The sequence below is a fragment of the Candidatus Dechloromonas phosphoritropha genome, assembly GCA_016722705.1.
Classification (GTDB): domain Bacteria; phylum Pseudomonadota; class Gammaproteobacteria; order Burkholderiales; family Rhodocyclaceae; genus Azonexus; species Azonexus phosphoritrophus.
The window spans coordinates 1931166-1946181 of sequence record JADKGN010000004.1 but is presented as its reverse complement, the minus strand read 5'-3'; the positions used below and the strand labels follow the sequence as shown (position 1 = coordinate 1946181).

At 61.4% G+C, this 15016-nt stretch carries 11 protein-coding genes; 7 read left to right on the top strand and 4 right to left on the bottom strand.

Translation table 11 applies throughout. The features are described from left to right. The first annotated feature begins 6 nt into the window (after positions 1–6). Complete coding sequence (locus tag IPP03_15135) at positions 7–1404, top strand: magnesium transporter CorA (GenBank protein MBL0353914.1); 1398 nt, start codon at positions 7–9, stop codon at positions 1402–1404. Positions 1405–1506: 102 nt separating this feature from the next. Here the strand turns inward: IPP03_15135 and hemL are convergent, their stop codons facing one another. From hemL to IPP03_15120, 3 genes are read right to left on the bottom strand one after another with little or no spacing between them, the layout of a single operon-like run. After that, a complete protein-coding gene (hemL, locus tag IPP03_15130) occupies positions 1507–2790 on the bottom strand; it encodes a glutamate-1-semialdehyde 2,1-aminomutase (protein MBL0353913.1) in 1284 nt (427 codons plus the stop codon). After that, on the bottom strand, positions 2787–3419 hold the full coding sequence (locus IPP03_15125) for a thiamine phosphate synthase (protein ID MBL0353912.1): 633 nt from the start codon (positions 3417–3419) through the stop codon (positions 2787–2789). The genes hemL and IPP03_15125 overlap by 4 nt, the downstream gene beginning before the upstream one ends. After that, positions 3409–4272 carry a hydroxymethylpyrimidine/phosphomethylpyrimidine kinase gene (locus tag IPP03_15120; protein ID MBL0353911.1) on the bottom strand — a complete coding sequence of 288 codons (864 nt, stop codon included), beginning with the start codon at positions 4270–4272 and terminating at the stop codon, positions 3409–3411. Before IPP03_15120 ends, IPP03_15125 begins: the two co-directional genes overlap by 11 nt. Positions 4273–4360: 88 nt before the next feature. Between IPP03_15120 and IPP03_15115 the strand changes: the two genes are divergently transcribed. The 6 genes from IPP03_15115 (at position 4361) to IPP03_15090 (ending at position 13600) form a co-directional block, all read left to right on the top strand. Beyond that, complete coding sequence (locus tag IPP03_15115; protein MBL0353910.1) at positions 4361–4543, top strand: rubredoxin; 183 nt, start codon at positions 4361–4363, stop codon at positions 4541–4543. Positions 4544–4639: 96 nt separating this feature from the next. Next, positions 4640–5011, top strand: a complete 372-nt coding sequence (locus IPP03_15110) for a response regulator (protein MBL0353909.1) — start codon at positions 4640–4642, stop codon at positions 5009–5011. 16 nt (positions 5012–5027) lie between these two features. Then, entirely contained in the window at positions 5028–5393 is a 366-nt protein-coding gene (locus IPP03_15105; protein MBL0353908.1) for a response regulator, read from the top strand. 5 nt (positions 5394–5398) lie between these two features. Beyond that, the gene (locus tag IPP03_15100; protein MBL0353907.1) at positions 5399–5911 is read left to right on the top strand and encodes a chemotaxis protein CheW; all 513 of its coding nucleotides are present in this window, start codon (positions 5399–5401) and stop codon (positions 5909–5911) included. Between the two features lie 29 nt (positions 5912–5940). Further along, a complete protein-coding gene (locus IPP03_15095; GenBank protein ID MBL0353906.1) occupies positions 5941–8067 on the top strand; it encodes a type IV pili methyl-accepting chemotaxis transducer N-terminal domain-containing protein in 2127 nt (708 codons plus the stop codon). Between the two features lie 19 nt (positions 8068–8086). Further along, positions 8087–13600: an Hpt domain-containing protein gene (locus IPP03_15090; GenBank protein MBL0353905.1), complete on the top strand. Its 5514-nt coding sequence runs from the start codon at positions 8087–8089 to the stop codon at positions 13598–13600. Here the strand turns inward: IPP03_15090 and IPP03_15085 are convergent. Then, on the bottom strand, positions 13578–14996 hold the full coding sequence (locus IPP03_15085) for a deoxyribodipyrimidine photo-lyase (protein ID MBL0353904.1): 1419 nt from the start codon (positions 14994–14996) through the stop codon (positions 13578–13580). The two genes, IPP03_15090 and IPP03_15085, sit on opposite strands and share 23 nt — an antisense overlap. Positions 14997–15016: the final 20 nt, after the last annotated feature.

Below are 15016 nucleotides of genomic sequence, written 5' to 3'. Positions count from 1 at the left end.
TCGATCATGACCCAGCAAGACCACCTGAACGACGCCAGTCCAAATGCCGACGAAGATCTGACCGACGCCAAAGAAGTCAAGGACGACCTCGCCCAGGTTAATGGTTTGGTCGCCAAGGCTCGTTTTTACGACGAGGAAACCCGGAACCAGGAGGGCCCCCGCCAGGAACTGCTGGATGTCCTCCATCGCGAACAGCAGTTCCGGCTGCGAACCTTCCTCGCCACCATGCCGACCGTGGCGATCGCCGTCGTCCTCAGCGCCTTGCCGGAAGACGATCGCGCGATAGCCTGGAAGGAGATCGCCGAGGATCGCCTCGACGGCATTCTCGACCTGCTGGCCGAGGACGTCGCCGAGGAACTGATCGGCGACGGCCAGCACACCAGCAGCAAGGTGATGGTCAACGCCTTCGAACTTCAGAACGGCCGGCTGCGCCAGGTAACTGTCGATCGTCCGGCCCTGCTTGCCAACATCAAGCCGATCTGGGTCGACCTGGTGGCGCCGACGGCGCGCGTGCGCAGCTGGGTCAGCAAGCACTATGGACTGGAAATCCCGGACCCGGAAGACCTGAACGACCTCGAATCGAGTGCGCGCTACTACGTCGAGGACAACGGCGAGGTCCACCTGCGTTCCGACTTTCTCCTCGATCTCGACGCGGGGTCACGCAACGTGGCGGTTGGCTTCATCGTGCACAACGACATCCTTTTTTCGGTGCGCAGTGAGGAACTGCCAGTCTTCCGCCTGCAAAGACTGCGCGCCCGCAGTCAGCCGGGTTATGTGAAGTCTGGCACGGACGTCCTGCTCGACCTCTACGCCGCCGACGTGGAGTACTCGGCGAACGCCCTCGAGGGCGTCTATGGCGAACTGGAGCGAGTCGGCACGCAGGTACTCAGGTCAGCGATTACCGATGTCGAAGCGTCACAGATACTGGCCGGCGCCGCCGAGGCCGAGGACATCAACGGACGCACCCGCCGCAGCGTGCTGGATACCCGGCGCGCCCTGTCCTTCCTGATGCGCGGCAAGTTGCTGTCGAAGGTTCAGCTTTCGGATGTGCGCGAGATTCTGCGCGACATCGAGTCCCTCGATGGGCACACGGCCTTCCTGTTCAACAAGATCAACTTCCTGATGGATGCCACGGACAGTGCGATCAACATCAACGCGAACAGGAAGATCGAGCGGCTGACGGTACTCAGCGTCGTCTTCATGCCGATCAACGTTCTCGCTGGCATGGGCGGCATGTCCGAGTTTTCGACGATGGCGCAGGCGTTCGAGTTGCCGATGTGGTTTGCCTACGAACTCTTTACGGTCTTCGTGATCCTGGTCGGAGCCTTAATGTTCTTTGGCCTGCGCTATTTCGAGAAACGGCAGCCCAAACGCCCGCGAGCCGTCGCCACCAAGAGTGCCTGATCGTCGTTCCAAAAAATGCTACCGCCGGGTTGCTGCTCAGCTCGGGGTGGATCAATGGCTCGCGGCCGGAGGCCGTCACAACGCTCCGGGCGCAGCCTGTGCTCAGTTGAGACTGGCGAAATAGTCGGCGGCGGCGACGACGGTCGCCGCGATGTCGGCATCCGAATGCGCGGCGGAAACGAAACCGGCTTCGAAAGCCGACGGCGCGAAATAATGGCCGGCGTCGAGCATGGCGTGGAAGAAGCGGTTGAAGGCCTCCTTGTCGCAGGCCAGCACTTCGTCGTAGGTCGTCGGGCAGTTTTCGGAGAAATAAAGGCCGAACATGCCGCCGATGTTCTGCGCGGCAAAGGCGACGCCATGTTCTTTGGCTGCGGCGACCAGACCGTCGCACAGCGCTTTGGTCCTGGTGGTCAGATTTTCATAGAAGCCGGAGGCCTGGATCAGCTTCAGCGTCGCCAGCCCGGCGGCCGTGGCGACCGGATTGCCGGACAGGGTGCCGGCCTGGTAGACCGGGCCGAGCGGAGCGATCTGTTCCATGATTTCGCGCTTGCCGCCGAAAGCGCCGAGCGGCATGCCGCCACCGACCACCTTGCCGAATGTGGACAGGTCAGGCGTGATGCCGAACAGCCCCTGGGCGCTATTGAGGTCGACGCGGAAGCCAGTCATTACTTCGTCGAAAATCAGCACGACGCCGTGTTTTGTACACTGCTCGCGCATGGCTTTCAGGAATTCCGGCGTCGGTGCGATCAGGTTCATGTTGCCGACCACCGGCTCGACGATGACAGCGGCGATCTTGTCGCCATGTTTCGCAAAGGCGTCTACCAATTCCTGCGGATTATTGTAGGCCAGCACCATGGTGTGCCGCGCCAGATCGGCCGGCACGCCGCTGGAAGATGGGTTGCCGAAGGTCAGTGCGCCGGAACCGGCCTTGACCAGCAGGCTGTCAGAATGACCGTGGTAACAGCCTTCGAACTTGATCAGCACGTCGCGGCCGGTATGGCCGCGTGCCAGGCGGATGGCGCTCATCGTCGCCTCGGTGCCCGAGGAGACCAGGCGCACCATATCCATCGACGGCACCAGTTCGCACAGCAGATCAGCGATTTCGACCTCGCGCTCGGTCGGCGCGCCGAAGGTCAGGCCGTCGACGACGGCAGCCTGGACGGCGGCGATGACTTCCGGGTGGGCATGGCCGAGGATCAGCGGACCCCAAGAGCCGACGTAATCGGTGTACCACTTGCCATCGGCATCCTGCACTTTCGCGCCGACACCCTTCTGGAAGAAACAGGGCGTGCCGCCGACCGAACGGAAAGCGCGCACCGGCGAATTGACGCCGCCGGGAATGTGGCGCTGGGCGCGTGCGAAAAGCTGCTCGTTGCGTGTGCTCATGGTTGTACTTCCTCGAATAGGCGTTGATAGGCAGCGGCACGAGCCGCGATGTCCGGTGCGCCAAACAGGTCGCTGATGACGGCGAGCAGGTCGGTGCCAGCGGCGACCAGGGCTGGCGCATTGGCGAGCGTGATGCCGCCGATGGCGCAGCTTGCCACGGTCAACGTGGTTTTGGCCCGAGAAAACAGGTCGACCGCGGCAGACACGGCATTTGGCTTAGTGAGCGATGGAAAAATGGCGCCAAACGCGACGTAATCGGCTCCGGCAGCGGCGGCCTTGCGCGCCACCGCGAAGTCGGCATAGCACGACGCGCCGAGGAGCCTTTCCGACCCAAGAATGGCACGAGCCGCGACCAGGTTGCCATCGTCCCGGCCGAGGTGGATACCATCGGCCTTGACCAGAACGGTCAAGGCCATGTCGTCATTGATCAGGAGCCTGGCGTTGAAATCCAGCGTAAGCCGGCGCAGGGCATGTGCCCGGGCCACGCGCTCGGGGGCAGCGCTGGCCTTGTCGCGGTACTGCACGAAGCGGCAGCCACCACGCAACGCGGCTTCGACGTCGGCCAGCAGGCGGTTGCGATCGCTGCATTCCGGCGTAATCGCGTAGAGTCCGCGCAACTTATCGGCCATCGCCATCATCTCCACCTTGGCTCATCGCAACCTTATCGCCTTCGCTGCGGGCCCGGAAGAAGCGGTCCGGGATGAACTGGCCCCCGCCGGGCCGGAAACCGTGGACCAGTGTCTGCCAGGTGTAGTCCTGCGCATAGCGCACGGCATCGTCGATGCTGGCGCCCCCGGCGAGGTGGCCAGCGATTGCCGATGCCAGGGTGCACCCCGAGCCGTGATAACTCCCGGGCAGGCGCTCCCAGCGATCCTGGCGCATCACGCCGCCCGGGCCATACAGGGTATTGATGACCTCCGGGGTCACTTCGTGCGTTCCCGTGATCAGGACGTATTGCGCGCCCATCGCGATCAGGCGTTGCGCGCAGAGTTCGATTCCGGGTTCGTCTTCGTCGTCCTGGTATTTGGCAAGCCGTCTCGCCTCCGGGGCGTTTGGAGTCAGTAACGTGGTCCGCGGCAACAGGAATTCGCGCATCGCGGCAATGATCGCTTCGCCAGAGAAATCGTCGCCGCGCCCCGAGGCCAGCACCGGGTCGAAGACAACGGGAATGTCGGGATGATCGGCCAGGATTCCGGCAACGGCGACGACGTTTTCTACGCTGCCGAGTACGCCGATCTTGAAGACCGCCACTTGCATGTCGTCGAGCAGCGTTCGCGCCTGGCGCTCCAGGAGGTCGGCGGCAACGGCATGCACGCCTTTGACGCCGACGGTGTCCTGGACCGTCAATGCGGTCAGCGCTGACAGGGGATGGCAACCGAGGCTGGCCAGGGTCAGGGAGTCCGCCTGAACGCCGGCACCAGCAGTGGGATCGCTGGCGGCAAATGCCAGGACAAGCGGGGGAATTGGAGTTGCGGTAGTCATGAATTGCCGCGGACATGGCGCGCAAGGCGGCGATTGGGTAAGATTGAGCGGATTTTATCCGAATCCGGCTGCCATCGAACGCCACCAAATGAACAACGAAACAAATAGCAAAACATGGATGTGTCTGATCTGCGGTTTCATTTATGATGAGGCATTGGGTATCCCGGCGGAAGGAATTCCGCCGGGAACCCGCTGGGGGGATGTCCCGATGAACTGGGTTTGTCCCGAATGCGGGGCGCGGAAATTCGATTTTGAAATGATGGAGTTTTGAAGTCGGCGTAGTATGATGCTGCGCTGGGAAGGCTCCCTGACGAGGAGCAAGGGGACTCGATTGGCTGATCTATCTAAACTGCGCGACGTCAAGGTAATGGTGATTGACGACAGCAACACAATCCGGAGGAGCGCGGAGATATTCCTCGTTCAGGCCGGATGTCAGGTCGTGCTTGCGGAAGACGGATTCGACGCACTGGCCAAGATCGCCGACCACCAGCCCAGGTTGATCTTCTGCGACATCATGATGCCTCGTCTCGACGGATACCAGACCTGTTCCCTGATCAAGAAGAATCCGCGTTTCAAAGCAACGCCGGTGATCATGCTGTCCTCGAAGGACGGACTTTTCGATCGGGCGAGGGGACGCATGGTCGGCTCCGATCATTACCTGACCAAGCCTTTTACCAAGGATAGCCTGTTGCAGACCGTTGCCACCTTCGCCCTGCCGTCCGCCCCGGAAGCTTCTTAGTATTCATGGAGAAATAATGCCCGTCAAAAATATACTCGTCGTTGACGACTCTCCGACCGAAAGGTACTTTTCGGTGGACTTTCTGACCAAGGCCGGCTATCACGTGACCACTGCCGAGAACGGCGAAGAAGGAATTGCCAAGGCCAAGGCGACGAAGCCGGACCTGATCCTGATGGATATCGTGATGCCGGGACTCAACGGCTTTCAGGCAACCCGCACACTGACGCGTGATGAGGAAACGCGGCATATTCCAGTCATCGTGTGTACCTCCAAGGGGCAGGAAACCGACAAGATATGGGGATTGCGGCAGGGTGCTGCCGACTATGTCGTGAAGCCGGTCAATCCGGAAGAGTTGCTCAAGAAGATTGCCGAGCTTCCCTGATCCAGATGGCAGGAAAAACCAGTCTTCGCGATTTTCAGGAATACCTTTCGGGGCGCCTCACCGGCGCCGCGCACGGACGCAGCACATCTTCGTGGCTGGGAGTGCTGGTCGGTGACGAAAACTGGCTCGTCGACCTGTCCGACGGCGGCGAGATTGTCCAGGCGCTGAAACTGACCCCCGTTCCGCTGACACAACCATGGTTTGCCGGTATCGGCAATATCCGCGGGAGCCTCTACGCAGTGGCTGATTTCTCGGTCTTTTGCGGGGGTACGCCGACGCCGCAGAACAGCAGTACGCGCCTGCTTCTGGTTGGCAGCAAGTACGGGGCGAACGTGGCATTACTGGTCAATCGTATGCTGGGCCTGAAAAATCCCGAAGACTTCGTCGGCGAATCGGTCGATTCGGCAGCACCGGCCTGGGGTGCGGCACGCTTTTCTGACAGCCAGGGTCAAATCTGGCGAAAACTCTCGGTGCGCGACCTGCTTGCCGATAACGATTTCATGAACATCGGGGTTTGATTGTCCGTGACCCAGAGCAGAGGATAGAGATGGCGTTGAGCTCGAAGAACCCTGGTCATGGTGGCAAGGAAGGTGCGGACGCGCCCAGGAAGGCAGCTAAGGCTTCTGCGGCGACATCGGCTGGTGGGTTGTCCTGGCTACCGGGATCGTTCGCACAGCAACCCGTCATCAAGCAGATGAAGACTCTGGGCGGCATATTCGTTGTGTTGCTGCTCGCGATCGCCATTCTAGTCATTTTCAACAATCGCAGTTTGACGTACGACACCGCTTACGTCGCGGCATCGGGCGAAATGCGCATGCTCTCGCAACGTCTGGCCAAGGCATCAACCCTGGCCTTGCAGGGAAATCCGGCCGCCTTCGCGCAACTGAAGGATTCACGGGAGACATTCAGCCGTCTGCTGGATCGGTTGACTTCGGGCGGCGAGATTGCCGGTACGGACGTGCCGCCTTCGCCGGCTGCCGTGCAAGCGCAGCTTGAGACGCTGACCAGGATCTGGGCGGAAACCGAGAAGGACGCGATGACGGTTATCGAGCAGGAGGCAAACCTGATTGCACTGGGCAAGAGCGTGACCACCATCGACAACGAAAACCCGGCGATGCTGGAACTGTCCGAGCAGGTTGCCGCCCTCAAGCTGCAAGCTGGCGCCGGAGCGCGGGAAATTGCGTCAGCAAACCAGTTGGTCATGTTGACGCAACGGATCGCCAAAAACGCGTCGGCACTGCTGGTCGGTGACGAAATCAATCCGGAAGTGGCCTTCCTGCTGGGCAAGGATACCAATGCCTTCCGCGATATCCTTCAGGGGCTGCACAAGGGTGGCGGCGACTCGGATACACGCGAGAAGCTGGTGGAACTCGACAATGCCTTCAAGTCCTATCAGGCAGCGATCGGTGGGATTCTCGACAACATGCAGCCGCTGGTTCTGTCCAAACAGGCGGGTGCTCGCATCTTCCGTGGCAGCGAGGAGTTGCTGAAGGCGACCGACGATCTGGCTGCCGGCTTTCAGCAGGAGCTCTCCGAGCGCTGGTTCTTCATCGTTCTGCTGATTGTCCTGGCGGCATTGGCGGTGGCTGTCCTCTCCTTGCTGGCCAAGGTCTATCTCGATGACGCGCGGCGCCGTACCGAGGATGCGGAATTGCAGCGTCAGGTTTCTGAGCGAACCAACCGCGAGAACCAGGACGCCATTTTGCAACTAATGAACGAGCTAGGTGATCTGGCCGACGGCGACCTGACAACCAACGCGACGGTGAGCGAGGACATCACGGGCGCCATTGCCGACTCAATCAACTACACCATTGAGGAACTTCGTCTGCTGGTCGGCCGCATCAACGATGCGGCGAACCGAGTGACGACGGCGACCGAGATCGCCCGCCAGACTTCCATCGAACTGTTGACTGCCGCCGAAAAGCAATCTCGCGAAATTCAGGATGCCGGCCAGTCGGCGCTCGAAATGGCGCGTTCGATGAGTGAGGTCTCGAGCAGCGCGACCCAATCGGCCCAAGTCGCTCGCCAATCGCTGGCTGCTGCCGAGAAGGGTACGAGGGCCGTTGAGGACTCGATCAAGGGCATGAACGAAATCCGTAACCAGATCCAGGAGACCTCGAAGCGGATCAAGCGCCTCGGGGAAAGTTCCCAGGAGATCGGCGAAATCGTTGAACTGATTTCCGACATTACGGAGCAGACCAATGTGCTGGCCCTGAATGCCGCGATCCAGGCCGCTTCGGCGGGCGAGGCGGGTCGCGGCTTCACGGTGGTGGCCGAGGAAGTGCAGCGGCTGGCGGAGCGGTCGGCCGAGGCAACCAAGCAGATTGCCGCGATCGTCAAAACTATTCAAACCGATACGCAGGACGCTGTATCGGCCATGGAGAAATCGACCCAAGGGGTGGTGGAAGGTGCGAAATTGTCGGATGCGGCCGGTCAGGCGCTGACCGAGATCGGCCTGGTGTCGCACAACCTTTCGGATCTAATCGACAGGATCTCGGCGTCGACCCAGGACCAGGCCACATCGGCGACCGATGTCGCCAAGCTGATGCAGGCGATCCTGAGCGTCACCGAGCAGACTACCGCCGGCACGGAACGTACTGCGGCGGCGGTCGAAGAACTTAGTTCCCTGGCATCCGAACTGAAGGGCTCGGTCGCGGGCTTCAAGGTCAGTTGAGCGAGATTCGCGAGAGCTTATGAACGCGGCAACCGAATTCGATCTGGGCCCCTTGACTTGGGTCAAAGGTGAGATCGACCTGGCACTTGATCGTGCCGTCGAAGCGCTTGGTCAGCATGAATTGAGCGGTGATGCGACACAACTGAGGTTCTGCCGCACCCATATCCACCAGGTTCATGGTGCCCTGTCGATTGTTGGCCTTGACGGCGTGACACAGGTTATCGAATCGCTCGAAGGCTTGACCGGTGCTCTGGAAAACAAGCGGCTGCAATCGACAGCCGAGGTTTTCGCCACGCTGGCGGACGCCATTGAGGCGATCCGCGGATACCTGGACGATCTGATCGCCGGCGAGCCGAATCAGCCTTTGCGGCTGTTTCCCACTTATTCGGCGCTGGCGAAGGCTCGCGGGATCGAGGCATGCAACCCCACTGACCTGTTCTATCCGGACATCACACGTCGGCCACCCCGGTATGCGGTACCGGTTGCGCCTCTCACGCCGGAACAGTTGCTCACTCTGCTCAAGTCCGAGCGTGCGCGCTTTCAGAAGGGGCTGCTCGCCTGGTTGAAACACACGGCAGATCCGCATGTTGCGCTCGAACACATGCGAACGGCGCTGGACAATATCGAGGCGACCCAAGAGTCGCCATCAACCCGTGCTTTCTGGTGGGTTTCGCTGGCCTTCGTCGAGTCACTGTTCGATCATCGGGGTGAGGCCGACGCCGAATCCCGGCAGTTGCTGGCCCGCATCGACACGCAGATACGCCGTCTGCTCCAGGGTTCGCGAAGCGTTGCCGAGCGTCTGATGCGTGACGTCCTCCACGCGGTAGCGCGGGCCCCGGCCGAATCGAGTCCTGGGGTTGCCGAGGTGCAGTGGGTTTTCGGGCTGAAGGCACTGATACCGGCTATTTCGGTGGGACATGGAACGACACAACCGCAGGAGATCGCGCTACGCCGCTTGCGTGATTCCCTCGCCGCCACAGAGGAATTGTGGAATAAGTTCTGTACCGGCAGCGCATCCGCGCTCCCCACATTCGAAAAGCAGGCGCAGACCTGCGCGGCTCTGACAAACGAAATCGGGCACACGGATCTCAAGCGCCTCGGCCAAGGCTTTGGTGCTTTGGCGAGTTGGCTTGCAGAATCACCCGCTCGCCACAATGACGCGGTAGCGATGGAGGTGGCGACGGCTATCCTGCTGTTGCAGAATGCCCAGGAGAATTTCCGGCGCTTGGGTATGGACTTCGCAAAGCAGGTCGACCTGATGGTTGCCCGTCTGTACGCCTGCATCGCCGGCAATCCGCTTGGCGGCAACGAGGAATTGCCGTTGCTCGACGAGATGACCCGCCGGGCTCAAGAAAAGCTGCTGGTCGGGCAGGTGGCTCGCGAAATCCAGAACAATCTGGCCCAGGTCGAACAAACGCTCGACGCCTTTTTCAGAAATCCCGAAAAGAAAAAGGACCTCGCGTTACTCGATGCCCCGGTCAGGCAAACCGCCGGCGCGTTGGCCATGCTGGGCCACATGCCAGCCGTTACGCTCGTGCGGGGTTGCGGTGCGAAAATTCAGGATTTCGCCCGTCCCGACTATGCTCCGCTGGCAAGTGACTTCGAAGCCGTGGCGCAACAACTCTCGACGCTCGGGTTCTTCGTCGATGCACTGCAGCATGGCGAAAGCGATTTCGATGTCTTCCTGCGGCGACTGCATGGGGCACCTGCGCCCGAGACAGGTGAAGATGCCGGGGACGATCTGTCTGCCGTGCAAACCGTCGAAGATCAACTCGAACAGCACAAGCACGAGACCCAATCGCTGTTCGAGGCGTTCAAGGACGCTCCCGGCGACGAACGAGTTCGCACGGAGCTGAAGCATAATCTGCAGACTTTGCAGAAGGATGCCGATCTGCTCGCAAATTCCGAACTGGGGAACACCGCGAAGACGGTCCTCAAGGCGCTTGAGAGCGGGAAGGCTTTGCGGCCCGAGATCGATGCTGCCGTCTCGTCGTTGGTGGGGACGTCAGTCGCGGCAGCGGCGCCTTCGACGGAGACTCTGGAGCTTGCCCAGTCGAGCCACGAGGCAATCGATGCCGAACTCTTGGCAATCTTCCTCGAGGAAGCACATGAGGTACTCGCCACCATCGGTGAGCAGGAAAGATTGTTGGCGGCCAACGCAAACGACGGCGAGGCACTGACGACGATCCGCCGTTCGGCGCATACACTCAAGGGCAGCGGCCGAATGGTCGGGCTGACGGACATGGGCGAGGCCGCTTGGGCGCTCGAGCAGACCCTCAACATTTGGCTACGTCAGGACATGGTCGCCACGCCAGCGCTTCTGGATTTGATCACCGATGCCCATCAACTGTTCTCGCGCTGGGTCGCAGCCCTCGAACACGGCAGCGAGGCCATTCCTGATCCAGTCGCCATGGTCGCAGCGGCAGAATTGCTGCGCGGCGAGGAGCCGCTCTTGCCGGTGCCCGCCGACAGGCCCGCTAGCGTCGTCGAGTCAACGGAATCGCCGTTGACCGAGACCGCCGAAGCGGCATCGTTTGTCCTGGATCTCGCGGCCGACACGCACGCCGTCCCCGAATTCGAATCTGCCGCCGTCGCGGAAGTGCAAGAGATACTGGAGTCCGAGATCAGTTTTGATGGGGTCAGCGAACCCGATGTTGCCTTTGCAACCGAAGCGGCAGAGCAGTTGCACGACATGATTGATGCCTTCGCCGACCTTCTTGCAGAGGAAGCCGGTGGTCTTCCGCCGCCGGCGGAAGCACCAGCCGCAGCACCAACTCTTTACGACATCTTCTATGAAGAGGCACGCGGACACCTTGAAACCCTGGTCGCTTCCTATGTTGCCCTGGAAGCCGACCCAACTGCCCCGACCGCATTCGACATGACGCGTGCCGCCCACACTCTGGGCGGCATTGCGGCCACGGTTGGCCTGATGCCCCTGCACCATCTGGCGGTCGCGCTGGAACACGCACTGTTGCGTCGTGACAGTTCGGGCCGCCTGGCCAGCATCGAGGGACTTGAAACGATCCGTCAGGGGATCATTACCCTCGAGAGCATGTTTACGGCACTGGCATGCCAGGAGGCGCCCGAGGAGCAGTTCCAGCTAATTGGAGCGCTTGCGGACATCTACCTTCCCAAAGCGCAACCCGAACCCGCGGCAGTCGAGCAGACCAGCGTTTCGGACGAGGAGGCTCCGGGTGTGCAGGAACCGGTCGCGCCGCCTGCCGGCGAAGTCGTTGCACAAGAAGCACCCGGCCCTGTTGTCGCAAGGCTCAAGGATGACCTCGACGAGCATTTGCTGCTCGTCTTTCTTGAAGAGGCTCAGGACCATCTGCGCGAACTGACCGTGCAGCTTCGCTTGTGGCGCGGTGATCCAGCCAGCGATGCCCAGCCACACGCCATCGCCCGTCTGTTGCATACCTTCAAGGGGAATGCGCGGATGGCGGGCGCGATGAACCTCGGTGAGTTCACCCACTTGCTTGAAGCGCGCGTCGAGGACGTTCTCCGCGCCGAGGCGGCAACTCCCGCATTCATCGACGAAATCGAGAGCGGCTGCGACATGCTGGCTCAGGCGGCAGAGCGCCTGCGCTCCGGCGGGGGCCCCGAGATCGATGCTGGCAGCATGGTCTCGGGCGCGGCTGTTGGCGAAGCGGCTTCCGCAATCGCCCAGGCGCCGGATGTCGACCGCGACCATGATGTCGAGACGGGTGCGCAGCGCGCAACCCTCCGCGTCAGGGCCGACCTGATCGACCGGCTGGTCAACGAGGCGGGCGAGCTGTCCATCGCCCGGGCGCGGATCGAGGGTGAAATGCGCAGCCTCAAGGGGTCGCTGCTCGATCTGACTGAAAACGTCATCCGTCTGCGGCGACAGTTGCGCGAGATAGAAATCCAGGCCGAAGGCCAGATCCAGACGCGTGTCACCCAGGCCCACGACGGCCAGACGGACTTCGACCCGCTTGAACTCGACCGCTTTACCCGCTTCCAGGAACTGACACGCTTCATGGCCGAGTCGGTCAATGACGTCGCGACGGTACAGCAGAACCTGCTCAAGAACCTCGATGATGCCAATGCCGCCATCGTCGCGCAGGCACGACTCAATCGCGGACTTCAGCAGGAACTGATGGGCGTCCGTATGATGCCTTTCGCCAGTCAGGCCGAAAGGCTATTCCGTATCGTGCGTCAGAGCTCCAAGGAACTCGGCAAGCGGGCCAACTTCGACATCGTCGGCGGTCAGGTGGAACTCGACCGCTCGGTGCTCGACAAGATGATGGCGCCGCTCGAGCACATGCTGCGCAACGCCGTGGCGCACGGTATCGAACCGCGCGCCGAACGGGTCGCTGCGGACAAACCGGAAATGGGCGACATCACGGTCTCGCTGGCGCAGGAAGGAAACGAAATCATCCTTTCGATGACCGACGATGGCCGCGGACTCAACCACGATCGAATCCGCGCCCGGGCGGAAGCTCTGGGGCTTCTTGAACCGGACCAGGAGATTGACGAAGCCCACCTCTACGACTTCATATTCCTTCCCGGGTTTTCGACTGCGGGAGAGGTCAGCCAACTTGCCGGTCGCGGCGTCGGCATGGACGTGGTTAAGACCGAAGTCGCGGAACTCGGCGGGCGCATCGAAACTGCCTCCCGCCTTGGCCACGGAACCACCTTCCGCATCTATCTGCCGCTTACGCTGGCTGTTACCCAGACGCTACTGGCACGGGCCGGCACGATTCTTTATGCCGTTCCATCGACGATGATCGAACAGGTGCTCGATCTCAAGGAAGAACCGCTCGCCGAACTTCGCGCGCAGGGCGAAGTAGAATGGCTGGGCAACCACTACCCGTTCCACTACCTCCCACATTTGCTCGGCGACACCACGGCGGTGCCGGAGGCACAGCGCCAGTACTGGATCCTTCTCTTGCGTTCCGGCTCGCAACGCGTGGCGGTACAGGTCGACGAACTCAGGGGCAATCAGGAAGTCGTCGTCAAGAATATCGGCGCCCAGCTCTCACGGGTGGTCGGCATCGCCGGCGCCACTGTCCTTGGCGATGGTCAGGTCGTCCTGATACTCAACCCGGTCGCGCTGGCCAGCCGCAAGCCCGCAGCGAGCATCCAGAACGCAGTTCCGGTGTCGGCGGCGCCAGTCGTGACGACCGCAGCCACTCTGCCCACCGTGATGGTGGTCGACGATTCGCTGACCGTGCGCAAGATAACGAGCCGCCTCCTTGCCCGCGAGGGTTATCACGTAGCGCTGGCCAAGGATGGCGTCGATGCTCTCGAACAACTGCTCGAGTTGGTGCCTGATGTCGTGATTTCCGATATCGAAATGCCGCGCATGGATGGCTTCGATCTCATACGCAACATTCGCGCCGACAAGCGGCTTAGCAAATTGCCGATCATCATGATTACCTCGCGTACCGCCGAGAAGCATCGCCGCCACGCGCTCGAAATCGGTGCCAGCGATTACCTTGGCAAGCCTTACGACGAGGACGAACTGCTGACCCTGATTGCCGGCTATATCAAGGCCAAGCAGGCTTCCTGATCACCGAGTAACGGGCCAGGGTATCCGCTCTCGCTCGGGCATGGTCTACCATCGGCAACGGATAGTCACGACCGATGATCACTCCGGCCGCTTCCTGCTCGCTTCGTGATATCAGCCACGGGCTGTGGATATACCTGTTCGCCACACCGGTCAGCTCCGGCACATAGCGGCGGATGAACTTGCCTTCCGGATCAAACTTCTCCGATTGGGTAACCGGGTTGAAGATGCGAAAGTAGGGCTGCGCATCACAGCCTGTCGATGCCGCCCATTGCCAGCCACCGTTGTTGGCCGAGAGGTCAAAGTCGTTGAGCTGCTCGGCAAAATGCCTTTCACCCAGTCGCCAGTCGATACCGAGATCCTTGGTCAGGAATGAAGCGACGACCATGCGCAGGCGATTATGCATCCAGCCGCAGTGTGTCAATTGGCGCATGGCGGCATCGACCAGAGGGTAGCCGGTACGACCCTCTCGCCACGCAGCCAGGCCTTCCGGCCAGTTCTCCCAGGCAATGGCATCGTATTCGGGCTTGAAGGCGTGACCGACGACGCGTGGGAAGTGGTCGAGGATCATGAAATAGAAGTCGCGCCAGATCAGCTCGCTGAGCCAGGTATCGGCCCCATTTTCGCGAGCAGTGCGGACCAGTTCGCGGATGCCGATCGTGCCGAAGCGCAGGTGCACCGAGAGGTATGAAACGCCTTTCACGGCAGGGAAATCGCGCATGGCGCCATAACGCGAGATGCGCTCCTCGCGGAACTCGTCCCAAAGCGCGCGGGCGCCCGACATGCCCGGCTGGATGCCGAGTTCGACAAGGTCGGTGCTCGCGAAGCCGATTTCATCGAGGCTGGGCACTCGCGCATGCTCCCGCTGGGCCAGAGTGCCGTGACAGTGGCAGGCAGCACAGTCTGCTGCGGTCAACCGCTTCAACCAGGCGTTTTTGTAGGGAGTGAAGACTGAGAACGGTTTGCCAGCCAAGGTCAGAACCTCCTCCCGGTCGAAGATGGTCTGATCCTTGAAACGGTGAAACTCGATGCCCGAGTCACACAAGCTTGCGCTGATCGCGTTGTCGCGCCGCTTCGCGGCCGGCTCGTAATCACGATTCGCGTACACAGCGGCCACGCCAAGTTCGCGGGCCAGTTCGGGAATCTCTTCGGTCGCCCGACCATGACGCACGATCAATCCACCACCCCTGGCGCGCAGCGCGGCGTCGAGTTCGCAAAGCGATTCACGGATAAAATGCACGCGCCGGTCGCGCTTCGACGGCAGCACATCAAGAATCTCGCGGTCGAAAACGAAGGCGCAATAGACCTCCCCCGCCTCGGCCAGTGCCGCGCTCAGGGCTCCGTGGTCATGGTCGCGCAGGTCGCGACGGAACCAGACAAGTGCTTTTTCTATCTTCATGGTTGGTTTGTACCCCGGTG

Excerpts from the sequence above, each read along its gene's own strand:
- IPP03_15135 (MBL0353914.1), top strand. The coding sequence starts at position 7 with ATGACCCAGCAAGACCACCTGAACGACGCCAGTCCAAATGCCGACGAA.
- hemL (MBL0353913.1), bottom strand. The coding sequence starts at position 2,790 with ATGAGCACACGCAACGAGCAGCTTTTCGCACGCGCCCAGCGCCACATT.
- IPP03_15125 (MBL0353912.1), bottom strand. The coding sequence starts at position 3,419 with ATGGCCGATAAGTTGCGCGGACTCTACGCGATTACGCCGGAATGCAGC.
- IPP03_15120 (MBL0353911.1), bottom strand. The coding sequence starts at position 4,272 with ATGACTACCGCAACTCCAATTCCCCCGCTTGTCCTGGCATTTGCCGCC.
- IPP03_15115 (MBL0353910.1), top strand. The coding sequence starts at position 4,361 with ATGAACAACGAAACAAATAGCAAAACATGGATGTGTCTGATCTGCGGT.
- IPP03_15110 (MBL0353909.1), top strand. The coding sequence starts at position 4,640 with ATGGTGATTGACGACAGCAACACAATCCGGAGGAGCGCGGAGATATTC.
- IPP03_15105 (MBL0353908.1), top strand. The coding sequence starts at position 5,028 with ATGCCCGTCAAAAATATACTCGTCGTTGACGACTCTCCGACCGAAAGG.
- IPP03_15100 (MBL0353907.1), top strand. The coding sequence starts at position 5,399 with ATGGCAGGAAAAACCAGTCTTCGCGATTTTCAGGAATACCTTTCGGGG.
- IPP03_15095 (MBL0353906.1), top strand. The coding sequence starts at position 5,941 with ATGGCGTTGAGCTCGAAGAACCCTGGTCATGGTGGCAAGGAAGGTGCG.
- IPP03_15090 (MBL0353905.1), top strand. The coding sequence starts at position 8,087 with ATGAACGCGGCAACCGAATTCGATCTGGGCCCCTTGACTTGGGTCAAA.
- IPP03_15085 (MBL0353904.1), bottom strand. The coding sequence starts at position 14,996 with ATGAAGATAGAAAAAGCACTTGTCTGGTTCCGTCGCGACCTGCGCGAC.